The 13,376-nt window shown below is 55.3% G+C and carries 14 protein-coding genes; 9 read left to right on the top strand and 5 right to left on the bottom strand.

What is annotated here, in order from left to right; genetic code table 11:
- Positions 1-384 precede the first annotated feature (384 nt).
- Positions 385-1,143 (bottom strand): SDR family NAD(P)-dependent oxidoreductase, encoded by a 759-nt coding sequence (locus RSAL33209_RS13850; RefSeq protein WP_012246512.1) that lies wholly within the window; start codon positions 1,141-1,143, stop codon positions 385-387.
- Positions 1,144-1,198: 55 nt separating this feature from the next.
- Between RSAL33209_RS13850 and RSAL33209_RS13855 the strand changes: the two genes are divergently transcribed.
- From RSAL33209_RS13855 to RSAL33209_RS13890, 8 genes are all read left to right on the top strand, one after another.
- Complete coding sequence (locus RSAL33209_RS13855) at positions 1,199-1,573, top strand: hypothetical protein (protein WP_012246513.1); 375 nt, start codon at positions 1,199-1,201, stop codon at positions 1,571-1,573.
- A complete protein-coding gene (locus tag RSAL33209_RS13860; protein ID WP_012246514.1) occupies positions 1,566-1,907 on the top strand; it encodes a hypothetical protein in 342 nt (113 codons plus the stop codon). Before RSAL33209_RS13855 ends, RSAL33209_RS13860 begins: the two co-directional genes overlap by 8 nt.
- Positions 1,908-1,995: 88 nt before the next feature.
- Positions 1,996-2,493 (top strand): hypothetical protein, encoded by a 498-nt coding sequence (locus tag RSAL33209_RS13865; RefSeq protein ID WP_012246515.1) that lies wholly within the window; start codon positions 1,996-1,998, stop codon positions 2,491-2,493.
- Between the two features lie 66 nt (positions 2,494-2,559).
- Positions 2,560-3,099, top strand: coding sequence for a methylated-DNA--[protein]-cysteine S-methyltransferase (locus RSAL33209_RS13870; RefSeq protein ID WP_041684837.1), 540 nt, complete (start codon positions 2,560-2,562; stop codon positions 3,097-3,099).
- 226 nt (positions 3,100-3,325) lie between these two features.
- Complete coding sequence (locus RSAL33209_RS13875; protein ID WP_012246517.1) at positions 3,326-4,120, top strand: AurF N-oxygenase family protein; 795 nt, start codon at positions 3,326-3,328, stop codon at positions 4,118-4,120.
- Positions 4,121-4,204: 84 nt separating this feature from the next.
- Complete coding sequence (locus RSAL33209_RS13880; RefSeq protein ID WP_233494343.1) at positions 4,205-5,689, top strand: FAD-dependent oxidoreductase; 1,485 nt, start codon at positions 4,205-4,207, stop codon at positions 5,687-5,689.
- Between the two features lie 24 nt (positions 5,690-5,713).
- The gene (locus RSAL33209_RS13885; RefSeq protein WP_012246520.1) at positions 5,714-6,037 is read left to right on the top strand and encodes an ArsR/SmtB family transcription factor; all 324 of its coding nucleotides are present in this window, start codon (positions 5,714-5,716) and stop codon (positions 6,035-6,037) included.
- A gap of 70 nt (positions 6,038-6,107) precedes the next feature.
- Entirely contained in the window at positions 6,108-7,304 is a 1,197-nt protein-coding gene (locus RSAL33209_RS13890) for an MFS transporter (protein ID WP_012246521.1), read from the top strand.
- A 19-nt stretch (positions 7,305-7,323) separates the two neighbouring features.
- On the opposite strand, the gene RSAL33209_RS13895 is transcribed toward RSAL33209_RS13890, so the two are convergent.
- Genes RSAL33209_RS13895 through RSAL33209_RS13905 form a run of 3 tightly spaced genes read right to left on the bottom strand, consistent with a single transcriptional unit; the run spans position 7,324 to position 10,173 of the window.
- On the bottom strand, positions 7,324-8,163 hold the full coding sequence (locus RSAL33209_RS13895; RefSeq protein WP_012246522.1) for an ATP-binding cassette domain-containing protein: 840 nt from the start codon (positions 8,161-8,163) through the stop codon (positions 7,324-7,326).
- Positions 8,164-8,173: 10 nt separating this feature from the next.
- A complete protein-coding gene (locus RSAL33209_RS13900; protein WP_012246523.1) occupies positions 8,174-9,202 on the bottom strand; it encodes an ABC transporter permease in 1,029 nt (342 codons plus the stop codon).
- Positions 9,199-10,173 carry a substrate-binding domain-containing protein gene (locus RSAL33209_RS13905; RefSeq protein ID WP_012246524.1) on the bottom strand — a complete coding sequence of 325 codons (975 nt, stop codon included), beginning with the start codon at positions 10,171-10,173 and terminating at the stop codon, positions 9,199-9,201. Before RSAL33209_RS13905 ends, RSAL33209_RS13900 begins: the two co-directional genes overlap by 4 nt.
- A 221-nt stretch (positions 10,174-10,394) precedes the next feature.
- Between RSAL33209_RS13905 and RSAL33209_RS13910 the strand changes: the two genes are divergently transcribed.
- A complete protein-coding gene (locus tag RSAL33209_RS13910) occupies positions 10,395-11,381 on the top strand; it encodes a Gfo/Idh/MocA family protein (protein ID WP_012246525.1) in 987 nt (328 codons plus the stop codon).
- 70 nt (positions 11,382-11,451) lie between these two features.
- Here RSAL33209_RS13910 and RSAL33209_RS13915 read toward each other — a convergent pair whose 3' ends face one another.
- Positions 11,452-13,245 carry a S53 family peptidase gene (locus tag RSAL33209_RS13915; RefSeq protein ID WP_012246526.1) on the bottom strand — a complete coding sequence of 598 codons (1,794 nt, stop codon included), beginning with the start codon at positions 13,243-13,245 and terminating at the stop codon, positions 11,452-11,454.
- Between the last annotated feature and the right edge of the window lie 131 nt (positions 13,246-13,376).

Here is a 13,376-nt window from a genome sequence, read left to right on the forward strand (position 1 = left end):
TGTGCCCGTTGGCTCGTCCGGGTGCACCGGATTGGCCAGCTAGCGCTTGTTTCCTAGCCAACGATGCTTTGGCGGCATCGCTTAGTTTGGATTCAACCGACGCGGCAAAGCGAATTTCGGGTTGAGTCTGGTTAACCGGATTTTGGTCAGTTTTATGGTCTTCATAGGGGGCATTATTGTTCCTTCGCGAAAATTTGGAGGCTCGTTGAGGGGACGCCAAAAGCGTCTATTCAGTGAAGGTGCAGAACCGCATCGCTTGGAGGCAGAGCCTCAACAAGCCTGATCGGATCTGATTGGCAAGTGGGCCAGAATCAGCCGTAAATTAATGTTCCCATCAACCCAGAATACACAATTTCGCGCATATTTCTAGGCTAAATCCGCCGACTAGCGGCCGCGTTTACCGGCCAAAAGATTGAGCCTATCCGGCAAGATTTTGGTGAGAAAAACTACGACCTTGTATTTGACCGAAGTAATGCTCACCGATTTCCGCGCTAATGAATCGGCCAAACCTTCGCGGACCACTTGGTCTGCATTGAGCCACATGGACGTGGGGATTCCGCTTGTGGATGCGTTCATTCGTTGGTGAAATTCGGTATGCACAAACCCTGGACATACGGCGGTCACTGAGACTCCTCGGTCGCCGTAGTTCACGTTCGCCCAGCGGCTAAAACTAATCAGCCAAGCCTTGCACGCTCCGTAGGTAGCACGCGGCACAAAGCCCGCCACACTGGCAATATTGATGATCCTGCCGTGCTTTCGCGCCAACATACCCGGAAGCGCTGCATGCATCAGCGTCATCGGAGTTTTTACGTGCAGCTGAAGATGCGCAGATTCTTCTTCAATGGTGTTTTGATCAAAAGGCTTGGTTAGGCCAAAGCCGGCATTGTTGATCAGCAAACTCACTGGCTGCTCAGCATCTTCTAAACGTTCGACGACGGCGGCAATGCCCGGCTCGGTCAGCAGATCGGCCGAGATGGTCTCTACCTCAATGCCAAATTCCTGGCGCAGCCGAACGGCTTTGACCTCAAGTTGGGCGGCATCTCTGGCCACCAACACCAAGTTGACCTGGCTTTGTGCCAATTGTTGCGCAAATTCCGCACCAAGACCTGCTGTGGCGCCCGTAATCAATGCTCGTTCCGTCATAGGGCCATGCTACGCATCTATGCTGGGCTCAGGCGACGCTGCCAAGGAGGAATGCATGCCCCAGTCACACGACGACGTCGAAATTCACGAAGTAGATGCGTACGGCCAGATCACGGGCCGCAGCGTCGATCCAGCAACTGAGCCCGCAGACGCTCCGCGATACTCGTACAATCCTTGGCTCATAGTTGCCTGGATTCTCAGCGGACTCGCCATTGCGCTAGCAGTTCTCGGCGTAGTCGCCAATACGCTTGGTTCCGGATTTTCCTATCCGTCGACCCCTTATGGCTCGGCGCCTGAAGTGCCTTGGTTCATCATCTTTGGCCAATTCGGTTACACCTTTCTGACCGTCGCGCCGATCTTGCTCTTCGGCACCATAGCTTTGCACGCATTAGTTTGGGAACAACGACGAAGGGCCGCAAATAGTGTCTGAAAAAATTCATATTTCGGAAATCGATGACAGCGGAGTCGCCGTCGACTTTGAAGAACTGGCTGCGGAACTGCCGGCAGCCCGCCGCATCAATCCATGGCTAATTTCGCTCTGGGTGCTCTCTGGCATCTCCGCGATCTTCACCCTGCTTGGATTCATGGGCTCTGGCTACAGTTACATCGGCGCTTACAACGTTGTCCCGCCAGCAACCATCGATCAACGGCCTTGGTTCGCGGTGCTTTCGCCTTATATAGCGCTTTTCATGATCATGGCTTTTCTGGGCGCGCTCGGGACATTGGTACTACACGCAGTCTTTTGGGAACGCCGAGCTCGCTGATTGTGAGTTGCGGCATAAGACCCTGGTTGGAGGGCTTATCCGCCCGGGGCTGGATGTAAAAGCGGTGCCGCAAAAATAACGTTGAAGTATGAAAAAGACCATTACGTTCCTAGCCCTCGCCAGCGTAACTGCCGTCTCTCTGTCCGCCTGCACTATCGGCGCGAACGGCAACGAAAATGACAAACGTGAAACGAAGTCCTTCAGTACCTGCGCTGACGGGAAGAAGCAAAAGGTCCTTCCGAGCTGGATTCCTGACTCCGCAACCGATATCAAAGAAGTCATTCGAACCACCGGTTCTGAGCGAATTATCACCATGAAAAACGGAACCCCGCCGAGCAGCTGCACCACGATTCCAGCCGGAAAAACTGCACTGTGTGGGGACGATGCCGAAAGCTCACAGAAGGCCGAGGATTTTTCCGCGGACGCTCCGAGCCTGACCGCCGATTGGTGGCCAGTAGAGATCGAGAAGAACGCAACGGTCCTGTGCGGCAAATGGCTAGTCACTGTGGAGGGCAACAACACCTATGCTTTTTCACCCGAGATCAAAGCCGTCAAGAGTCTAATATCGGGCAACGCTAAGAAGTAGTCGAAGCTCAGCATAGATGTCCGATTTCCGCTAGCAGCTAGGGCGTTGTCCTGGCAGACTGAACAGATGGAAACCCAAACGTCGGATTGCCTCAGGGCACCAAAACGACACGCAGTTGTTGCCACCTCGCTTGGCGAGATCACGATTGTCGCTGAGGGGAGCGCCGTCGTCGGCCTTTACTTTCCAGGGCATTGGACCCTGCCCCGTAAGCCAGATTTCGGTCCGAGAATTGCCGCCGAAGACGACGATTTATTACACAGCGCACAATCTCAGCTGAACGAATATTTGCGCGGTGAACGCGTCGCTTTCGATGTACCAACCGCAACTGAGGGCAGCGAATTGGAGGAGCAAGTTTGGTCGCTATTGCGCGCTCTACTTTTCGGCAGCACCACAACGTACGGCGAGCTGGCGGAAAAGCTGGGCAATAAAAAGCTCGCCCAAGCGGTGGGCCGAGCAGTAGGCCATAATCCACTCTCGATCCTGGTGGGTTGCCATCGCGTACTCGGCAGCGATGGCAGCCTTACTGGCTTCGCCGGCGGCCTAGAGCGAAAGCGGGCGCTGCTTGAGTTGGAGAACCCGAACATCGCGGCGGCGAGGCTTTTCTAACCGAGATTCACTAAGAGATCCAAGTACTAATTTCCGTCAAACTCTTGCAAGTTCAAAAACAGCAGAGGTAGCATGAAACAATCTTTGCTATCTTGTATCATTACTGGCCGGTAACCCCGACCTTGACGATGTCGTCACGCCGTAAGGAGTACTTCATGAGCAGCACTGGAATCGAATCGAACGTACGCGAAGACATTGCGCGGAAGTTGCTGGAATCTTCCGCGCAATGTCTTATGACCCAGCCCAAGAGGTCGATTGGGATACCCTGTTAGATACGAATTATCACGGCGCTAGCCCCGAGTGGAGCACGCTTTATCGAACTGCCTACTGGGATGAGATGAGCGCGGATCAGCAGCGCGAACTTACCCGGCAGGAAGCGGCGTCAGTAGCAAGTACCGGCATCTGGTTCGAAATGATTCTGCAGCAGATGATTTTGCGAGACTTCTATGCCAAAGATCCAACTGATGCCGCCTTTCAATGGGCCCTGACTGAGATCGCAGATGAATGTCGGCATTCGATCATGTTTGCGCGCGGTGCCGAAAAGCTGAAGGCACCTGCCTACCGACCCCGCCGACTGATCGTGGAATTGGGTCGCGTTTTCCAGACAGTGGCTTTCGGCGAAGCTGCCTACGCCGCAATACTCGTGGCCGAAGAAGTCTTGGACGTCATGCAGCGCGACTGGATGCGTGATGACCGAGTGGTGCCCTTTATGCGCACTATCAACAACATTCACGTGGTCGAAGACTCGAGGCACATGAAGTTTGCTCGGGAGGAGACCTTAGAGCGCCTCGAAGGCTCCAGCTGGCTGAGGCGGCAAATCAATGCCGTGGTGATTTCAATAGCGTCCTACGCAATTGTGACCAGCATGGTGAATCATGGCGTGTACGCCAACGCCGGGCTAGATAAGAAGCGTGCCGTCCGCGAGGCAACTGCCAACGAGCATTACAAGTCGATGATGCGCTCAAGATGCTCTGGACTCATGGAGTTCCTCAGCTCCGCGGGGCTACTCACCAAAGCCTAAACCTTCGTTTACAAACGCGCAAATTTGATCTGAGCGCCCACGCCATTCGCGATCACGCAAAACTGCTGTAACGATGCCTCCTGCATCTCCGCTTGCCCAGTCAACTGCATTCATCCAACCCCGGACGAGCCAGACTTTGGCAGCACTGACATGCTCTACATTGACCCGAAGAGCTGCATTGACTTCGGCGCTTGCGTAGATGCTTGCCCAGTGGATGCGATCTTTCCAATAGAAAGCTTGCTCGCTGGGCCCAAAAAGGCCTACCCGAAGATCAATGCCGACTACTTCGATGCCAAGGCGGACCCGGCAGAGAACGTGGACCCGGCGCCAAATTTCCATACCTGGAATCCACCAGTGTTCAACCGGAGTATTCCAAGCGACTTTCCGGAACTGAATATTGCGGTGGTCGGGACCGGACCAGCTGGCATGTATGCGGTTGAAGATTTGCTCTTGCACACAAAAGCCAAAGTCACCTTGATTGATCGGCTACCCGCAGCAGGCGGTCTAATCCGCTACGGGGTGGCCCCCGATCATCCGGCGACGAAAAAGATTGCCGAATCTTTCGCACGCTTCTATACCCATCCTCGGTTGAAGATGCGTCTTGGGCTGCAGATTGGCAAAGACCTTACGGTGCAAGAACTCTCGGCTCAGCATCATGCCGTGATTTACGCCGTCGGAGCATCATCGGCGCGTTCCTTGGCAATTCCGGGTGAAAATCTTAGCGGAAGTATCGCGGCAACAGATGTGGTCGCTTGGTACAACGGGCATCCAGAGGCTACCGCAGACGTCGTTGATTTGTCCGCCGAGCGCATCGTCATTGTTGGCAACGGCAATGTTGCCCTTGATGTCGCTAGAGTCCTTTGCACTGATCCGCAGCGCTTAGCAGGCACGTCAATCTCACCGGTGGCGCTGGGCCGGCTTCGTGAAAGTAAAATTCGCGAAATCGTGATCCTCGGCCGCCGGGGGCCAGATGAAGCCGCCTACACCTCAACGGAACTGATCGCGCTCACCGAGCACGACGACGTCGAACTGGTCGTTGATGCGAATGATCCGCGCGTAGCCCAAGATATAGCAGACGCAACTGGGGGGAAGGCCGCACTGCTGAAAACAGTAAGACAAGAGCAAATCGACTGGTCCGCTCCGCCGGCAAAGGGCAAACGGCGCATTGTGCTCAAGTTCCACTCGGAACCACAAGAGATCCTTGGCAAGGATGCAGTTTCCGCGGTCGTCGTTTCGGAAAATTCCGAACCCCAAGAGATCAACACCGGTGCGCTGATCCGGGCAATCGGTTACCGTGGCGTACCGACGCCCGGGCTGCCATTCGATGAGCGTTCTGGCACCATTCCACATGACGCCGGGAGAGTAGCAGGCTTGCCCGGCAACTATGTGGTGGGCTGGATCAAACGCGGCCCCTCGGGCGGAATCGGTGCAAATAAGACGTGCGTACAAGAGACTGTAGCCGCGTTGATTAGTGATGTTGTTACTGGCGTTCTTCCAGTTCCGAGGCGCAAGCGGACTTTCGCATTGCGTGATCTGAAGCTGCCGAGCAAGGCCAATAGCGACCGCTAGGCATTCATCTGTTATGTTAGATATATGGATGAATCCTTCGACGGCGCCAAGATCTATCGCGTGCTCGCGAATGACACTCGACGTGAAATTCTGGAACTGCTCAGGGAGCCACTGAAGCATTTCGATAACGACAAATACCTCGGCTACGGGCTCGCCATCGAGGGCGGAATCTGCGTGCAGGATATTCAGCGCTCGCTGAATATCTCGCAGTCGGTAGCGTCGACGTACCTGAAGTCGATGCAAGACGCCGGCCTGCTACTTTCCTACCGCGCCGGTCGCTGGACATACTATCGCCGAGATGAAAAAGGCATCGGCGCCTTCTCCGACTGGGTACGCAAGACGCTCTGACCTAGCAAACGATCAATCATCGATAGCTGGCTCTGAACTAATACATCTATTTATCTAGATATTAGGATGCATGAAAAAGACGCTTGTCACCCAGATTATGCTTGCACTAGGCGTATTTGGCATCATCACCACTGAAATTGGCATTGTTGGCGTGCTGCCCGAGCTGGCTAAGCGCTCCGACATCTCGATCTCTCAGGCCGGGCTACTAGTGGGCGTGTTCGCCCTCGTGGTGGCGGTTAGCGGACCCTTCGGCGTGCTTATTGCTTCACGGTTCAACAGCAGAGCGGTACTGCTAATTACCATGGCGGCCTTCGCGCTCAGCAACGTCGTTTACGCGGTTTCGGACAATTTTCCGCTTTTAGTGGTGTTCCGCATCATTCCGGCGCTGCTTCACCCCATTTATTTTTCCGTAGCACTCGCGCTCGCAACGACGCTGGAACAACCAAATAGACCAGACAGCGGCGCCGCCAGAGTCTTCGCGGGGGTCACCGTCGGATTCGCCTTTGGGGTACCGGCGCTTAGCTTTTGCGCTAATCATTTCTCACTATCAGCAGCCTTTGCTGCGGTAACTTTGGTCAACATCATCGCTTTCATTGGTATCGCGATGTGGGTGCCTTCGATGCCTGCTGATAACAAAATGACCTACGGGCACCAGCTCAAAATACTCACTCGCCCCCGGGTTTGGGCCCAGGTAATCATCGTCGCACTGGTCTTCGCGGTCATGTTCTCGAGCTACAGCTACTTTGCTGATTACCTGACCGGAGTGAGCGGGATCCCGGCAACAATAGTTGGCGGTCTTTTGCTGGTGTTTGGGCTAATCATGATCGCTGGCAACTTCATCTTTGCTCGCTTGATCAGAGCCAGCCTAGCCGGCACACTCTTAGCATTTCTCGCGCTCTACCTGCTGCTGTACCTCATCATCGTCCTCGTTGCGCCCTCCGCATGGGCGGTTGCACTATTGGTGCTGCCGTGGAGTCTGATTGACTCCGGGGGCTTGATTTTGGGGCAATCCCTAATCGCCAAAGAAGCTACCGACGCTCCCACCTTCGGTAATAGCCTCTTCGTTTCGGCATCCAATATTGGCGTCACGCTAGGCTCCGTACTGGGCGCCGTCCAAATCGCGTGGACCGGCACCAGATCATTGATGCTGGTCGGAATAGCTCTCACTTTGCTGGCACTACTCGCCGTGACCTGGAGTCGCACACTTCGCCCCCGGGAAGCATCGACAGTCTCGGCACAGGAAGAACATCAGGACGCCGCGAGCTAAGCCGAGCGCGATTTCTGATTTATTCGGAGCTCGATGAGCTGGCACTCGAATTGGCTGCTTCAAGTTCATGCGCCAGTTCGGCAAGCTCTGCTCCGCCTGCCATTTGGCTAGTAAGTTCAGCCAAAGTCACATCTTTCTTGTCGTAGTAGCCGATCGATGAACCACGCTTAAGCAGCAAAAACCGGTCACCTACCGGGAAGGCGTGATGTGGGTTGTGTGTGATGAAAACCACACCCAATCCCCGGTCCCGCGCCTGCAAAATATAGCGCAGTACGACGCCGGGCTGCTTGACACCCAGCGCGGCCGTCGGTTCGTCAAGGATCAGCACTTTGGCACCGAAGCGAACTGCCCGGGCAATCGCGACGCATTGCCGCTCACCGCCGGAAAGTTGACCTATCGGTTGATCAACATTTCGCAGGTCGATGCCCATGGCAGCTAGCTCTTGCTGGGTAACTTCTTTCATCCGAGCCACGTCAAGCCGCCGGAATGGCCCGCGGCCGGTAGTTAATTCAGAGCCCAAGAAGAAATTCCGCCAGATCGACATCAGCGGCGCTACGGCAAGGTCTTGATAGACGGTGGCGATGCCGACGTCGAGCGCTTCTCTCGGTGAGGCGAGCTTACGTTCGGCACCCATGATCCGCAGGCTACCCTCGTCGTGGCTGTGTAATCCAGCAAGAATTTTGATCAGCGTCGATTTTCCCGCGCCATTATCACCCAGAACGCAGGTGACTCGGCCGTTGTCCACCGCCATCGTGATGTCCCGCAAAGCGATGATGTTGCCGTATCGCTTACCCACGCCGTCGAGCGCAATCAGATGCGCATCAGCATCGGTGAGTGGATCATTCAACTTAGTCGTCATATCCCTACCCCTATTTACGCTCAGCGCGACGTTTGACCGCCAGGTTCACCAGCGTGGCCAGCAATAACATGAGTCCTAAGAAGAACTTGAACCAGTCTGGATTCCACTGCGCATAGACGATGCCTTTGTTGGCCATGCCGAAGATAAAGGCCCCGATTGCGCCGCCGATCGCTGAACCATAACCGCCAGTAAGCAAACATCCACCAATTACCGCGGCAATGATGTACAGGAACTCATTGCCCACGCCCTCGCCAGATTGCACAGCGCCAAATGCGAAGAGGTTGTGCATACCCAAAAGCCAGCCGCAAAATCCCACACCCATGAAAAGCCCGATTTTTGTTTTGGCTACTGGCACACCAACCGCGCGAGCGGCGGCCGCGTCACCACCGACGGCAAAAATCCAGTTTCCCACTTTGGTTCGCAGTAAGATCCACGAGGCAATGGCGACCAAGGCAAGCCAAAAGAACACCGTGATCTGAATATCGACTCCGCCAATGTTCACAGTGGCTGCGAAAATCGATTTGGCCAGCGCGAACCCATCCATATCTGAAATCCCCGGCGAAGCGACTGAGCCACCAACCAGCCGGGTCAGGCCAAGATTCAGGCCAGTCAGCATCAAAAACGTCGCCAAAGTAACAATGAAACTAGGCAGTTTGGTTTTGGTGAGAATCCAGCCGTTCAGCATGCCAATTCCGAGCGAGACCACAAGCGCCAGGCCGACGCCGACCCAAATGTTGAGCACAAAGTACCAGCTGAATAATGACGCGGTCAGCGCCGAAGAAATCACCGCAACACCGGTCGATAAATCGAATTCGCCGCCAATCATCAAAAGCGAGACGCCTACCGCCATGATGCCGATGGTTGATGCGCCATAGAGCACGGTGGCAAAAGAAGCCGGCTGCAGAAACGCCGGTGCCACAATAGCGAAGAAGACCAGCACCACAATGGCACCAACAAGCGAGCCGATTTCCGGCCTAGCTAAGAAGGACTGCACTCGACCGTGCGGGCGGACTCGTTCATCCGCAATTGCCGCGCTCATCGAATTCCGTCTTTCGCAAATTTCAGTATTGAATCAACGTTGTTTTTGTCCACGATCGCCGGGCCGGTAAGCACCGGCTGCCCACCACCGATTTCAAAGCCACCACGCAGCTGCTGCCAGAAGTAATCGACGGCCAAGTAACCCTGCAGCCAAGGTTGCTGATCAACCGTGAACGCGATCTTGCCATCTTTGATTTGTTGCGCCAAGTCCGGATTGAGATCGAAGGAAGCTATTTTTGCTTTGGAGCCAGTTGCTTCAACAGCCTTGAGCGCAGTCAAAGTGAATGGCGCACCCAGGCCAATTACGACGTCGGCCGACGTCGTCGCCTGCAGTTTTGAGGTATTTGTCGAGGAAGCCTGAGTCATGTCAGAACCTTGCACATAAAGGATCTCGGTGCCGGGGACTTTAGCTTTCACCCCGGCGCATCGATCTTCCAAACCAGCGTTGCCTTGCTCGTGAATCACGCAGATGGGTTGTTTGAAACCTTCATCAAGTAACTTCTGACCTACGGCCTCGCCCGCGATCCGATCATCTGCACCAATGAAAAGCTTGGCACCAAGTTCCTTCGAAGCTGATTGGCCAGCATTGATGGCAATTACTGGAATGTTTTGCGCTTTAGCATTAACCAACACAGTTTTCATCGCGTCTGGCTTGGCGAGTGTGACGGCAATACCAGCCACCTTTTGACCAATCGCCTGTTGAACAAGTTGTGCTTGCCCAGCACCTTCCGGCTGCGCGGTATAGAGCAGGTTGATATTGTCCTTGGCGGCCGCTTCTTCAGCACCTCGACGGACAATATCCCAAAAGGTGTCGCCGGGGGCCGAGTGTGAAATCAACGCGATCGTGATCCGCGGCGTCGTGACCACCTGGCCGCCAGTTCCGCCCGCATTGGGCTGTGGCCGACCGCCGGCAGATGAACAACCCGCGAGCACTAAGGCTAGGACCACCGGAATTGCCGCTGCCGCCAGCATTTTGGATCTGCGTTTGGCGCTACCAAATCTTATTGCTCTTGCCTGCACGACTAGCTCCCTCGATTGTCGTCGGATGCTGCTCGACCTGCGGGGAAACTACGCTGAACGCCACCCCGGCCCGGATGTACTCTTCCGACCATAGTGGTGACAAAAGTAACAACTATCAATAGAATGTCCTGACATACTGACATTGTTTCTACTTTCAACATCGAGGTTGCAGCATGCGCATTGGCGTTATTGGCTTAGGCCGCATCGGTTTAATGCACGCCCAGAATCTCCTCAAGTCACCACGCAGCACCGAGGTGCTTTTTGCTGACGCAGTTCCGGAAGCTGCTCAGCAAGCGGCCGCTCAACTAGGCCAAGGGACCGCAGTGGAGCTCGATCAACTATTTTCGGCGCAACCCGAAGCCGTGATCATTTCGGCAGCAACTAGCGCACACCGAGAACTTATCGAACGCTCGGTTCTCGCCGGAATTCCGGTTTTCTGCGAGAAGCCAGTTGCACCAAGCTCGCAAGAGGCACAAGAGCTAGTTGACTTCGTCGCCGCCAATCACGGGATCGTCCAAATTGGGCATCAACGCCGATTCGATGCTGGCTATCTCCGAGCCAGAGCGGAGTTCTCCTCGGGCAAGCTCGGTCGGCTGCATTCGATCCGCGCCATTACCGCGGATGCCCGCCCGCCCGCGATCCGATTTCTAGCCAGCTCTGACGGCCTCTTCCGCGACTGCAGCGTGCACGATTTCGACATCATCCGCTGGCTCACCGGACAGGAAATCGTCGAGGGATACGCGAAGGGATCCAACCGTGGAGATCCTGAAATTGGACAGGTTGGCGACGTTGATACGGCCGTGGCAATGTTCACTCTGGCCGACGGAACACTCGCAACGGTGGTCGCCACGCGATACAACGGCGCCGGGCACGATGTGCGCTTGGAGCTTCAGGGTAGCGAAGGAACAGCTTGCGTTGGCTTGGACGAGCGCTCCGCACTGCATTCGGTTGAACGTGGAGTCACCTTCCCGCATAAGTCCGCGCATGAAACTTTTATGGAACGGTTCACTGACGAATATCAGAGCCAACTTGAACATTTTCTAGCGCTAGCACGCGGCGAGGCGGAGAACCCTTGCACCGTAGCCGAGTCTGCAGTGGCTTCCCGCATAGCCGATGCAGCTCAGGCTTCGCTCAGCGGCGGACGGCCAGTTCGGACCTAACCCCTGAACACAAAAGCGACGGCAGCTCAGCATCGACTGAATGCTGAACGGCCGTCGCTTTTCAGATTTACTACTTCTTGAGCAACTCAGTTCCATAAGCCGGGAAGTTCGGGCTTCCCCAGCCGGTGGCCTTGTCAAAGCCAGCAGTTACTGCGTAAGAGCTGGACTTGCCAACGATGCTATTGGTGCCGGAAGTGATGTCGTGAAACGCCGAAGGATTGGCGGCAGCGGCCTTGTAGATTGCCGGGTTGACGTTGCCGAAGCCTACGCTTCCACCACCCTGGTTGCTTACTAGGGCAAGGAATCCGGCATTCAGCGGTGCCGCAGCGCTGGTTCCTGCGGATGCGCTCCAACCTTCACCGAGGTCGTTTCCGTTTGAATCGTAGTTCTCCGAATAAATGGAGTACTGGAATTCCGCAGCAGCTGACGAAATATCCGGCACCTGACGTTTCTGCGAGGTGTTTACACCGGCGCCGGTCTGCCATGAGGGGCGGGCGAAGAAGGTCGAGACGCCACCACCAGTGGCGCCTCGCCAGGTGTCGCCGGACTTCACGTAGTCATTCCAAACTGCTTCACCGGCCCATGCGCCAGTGTTTGAATCGATCGAGAGTCTTGTTCCGCCAACGCCGGTGACGTTGGGATCCGAAGAAGGCGAATCAACAGTCAATTTGGCGTCGTTGTTGTTCGACCAGTCATCGGAAGCACCGTGATCGCCGGAGGCAGACAAAATGGTCTGACCCTGCGCAGTAGCCTGTTTGAAGATGTTCGATAGTGCCGTGATATGACTCTGAGTGGATTGGTTCTCCGCGTTGCCCCAGCTTGAGGAGACAATCGAGGCCTTGTTGTCGTTGATAATTGCGGTGTAGAGATCAATATCAGCGGCATCGGTATTCGGTGCTTGGTAGTTCAAAATCGAAGCCTTCGGAGCGACTGCGTGCAGTACCTGAATGTCCAGGCCCACTTCGCCTTGTCCTTCATCCGGGGTTCCCGGACCGCCGTCGACGTTCACATCTTGGAGCGTGGCTGCGGAGATGTTGTATTGCGTGTTGTAAGTGGTGACATGGCTTTGCTTGTGGCCAGAGAATTCAACCAAGGCGATGGTCTGCCCGGCGCCTTGCGCGGCACCTGAGATCGACGCGGTGTTGTAACCGCTGTTAAGTTCTTTCGGCGTAAAGCCACCTTTGACTCCGCTGCCCTTATCAGTTACGGCCTTAGCCTCCGTCTGAAGGGTAGCGGCGTCAACTGGCGCCTTATACGAAGCTGGCCGAAGGATTTTGCCCTCGTCGGTTAATCCAGAAACATCAGTGATCAGACCAGCCAAGCTCTGCGGAACCTTGACATCGCTGTCTGCGCCGGTGAAGTCTGTTCCGGTCTGCGAATCCCGGTACTGCGAAAGATTAGTTTTGAAAAGGTTCTGCAGTTGCGAGACATTTCCTGAAGCAGACACATAGTGATTGCCTGGGCCTACCGCATCGATCGACAATCCTTTTGCTTTCAAAACGGCAGCCACAGAATCAACTTCTGCCTGAGTCGGCGCGAAGCGTGCCGCATACTCTGCTGAAGTCAAGAAGTGGCGGTACTGCGGCGAAGCCGGATCATTGACGTTTGCCAGAAGAGCATCTAAAATGGCGACATTGTGTGGCGCAAGCGAGACCTTGATTGTACGTTGCTGCTGCGCGGGAGCCGCGTCCAGACGCTGGGAGTGCGAAACTCGAGGTGAGCTTGATCCCGCAATTCCCTGCACGACGTCGGGCGAGGGTGACGGGGTTGCGGCCACCGAAGTGCCGGCAAAGGCCAGGACGATGGCCGGAACGGCCAAGCCTGCAATAACCGAGCCGCGAGCGCGGACTCTATTCTTCTTCACGATGATTTAACTTTCAGACGAGCGAAAACTTGCTTTGACCTCCGAAAGCTTTCACTCGACTCTGAACGTTCGCTGAGAGTTTCACCCCAACCACTTGAGAACATCGCAAAAAGTCGACTATGTGTCTCTTT

The sequence above is a fragment of the Renibacterium salmoninarum ATCC 33209 genome, assembly GCF_000018885.1.
Taxonomy (GTDB): Bacteria; Actinomycetota; Actinomycetes; order Actinomycetales; family Micrococcaceae; genus Renibacterium; species Renibacterium salmoninarum.

Excerpts from the sequence above, each read along its gene's own strand:
- RSAL33209_RS13900 (WP_012246523.1), bottom strand. The coding sequence starts at position 9,202 with ATGAGCGCGGCAATTGCGGATGAACGAGTCCGCCCGCACGGTCGAGTG.
- RSAL33209_RS13895 (WP_012246522.1), bottom strand. The coding sequence starts at position 8,163 with ATGACGACTAAGTTGAATGATCCACTCACCGATGCTGATGCGCATCTG.
- RSAL33209_RS13910 (WP_012246525.1), top strand. The coding sequence starts at position 10,395 with ATGCGCATTGGCGTTATTGGCTTAGGCCGCATCGGTTTAATGCACGCC.
- RSAL33209_RS13885 (WP_012246520.1), top strand. The coding sequence starts at position 5,714 with ATGGATGAATCCTTCGACGGCGCCAAGATCTATCGCGTGCTCGCGAAT.
- RSAL33209_RS13850 (WP_012246512.1), bottom strand. The coding sequence starts at position 1,143 with ATGACGGAACGAGCATTGATTACGGGCGCCACAGCAGGTCTTGGTGCG.
- RSAL33209_RS13905 (WP_012246524.1), bottom strand. The coding sequence starts at position 10,173 with ATGCTGGCGGCAGCGGCAATTCCGGTGGTCCTAGCCTTAGTGCTCGCG.
- RSAL33209_RS13870 (WP_041684837.1), top strand. The coding sequence starts at position 2,560 with ATGGAAACCCAAACGTCGGATTGCCTCAGGGCACCAAAACGACACGCA.
- RSAL33209_RS13875 (WP_012246517.1), top strand. The coding sequence starts at position 3,326 with ATGTCTTATGACCCAGCCCAAGAGGTCGATTGGGATACCCTGTTAGAT.
- RSAL33209_RS13865 (WP_012246515.1), top strand. The coding sequence starts at position 1,996 with ATGAAAAAGACCATTACGTTCCTAGCCCTCGCCAGCGTAACTGCCGTC.
- RSAL33209_RS13890 (WP_012246521.1), top strand. The coding sequence starts at position 6,108 with ATGAAAAAGACGCTTGTCACCCAGATTATGCTTGCACTAGGCGTATTT.
- RSAL33209_RS13855 (WP_012246513.1), top strand. The coding sequence starts at position 1,199 with ATGCCCCAGTCACACGACGACGTCGAAATTCACGAAGTAGATGCGTAC.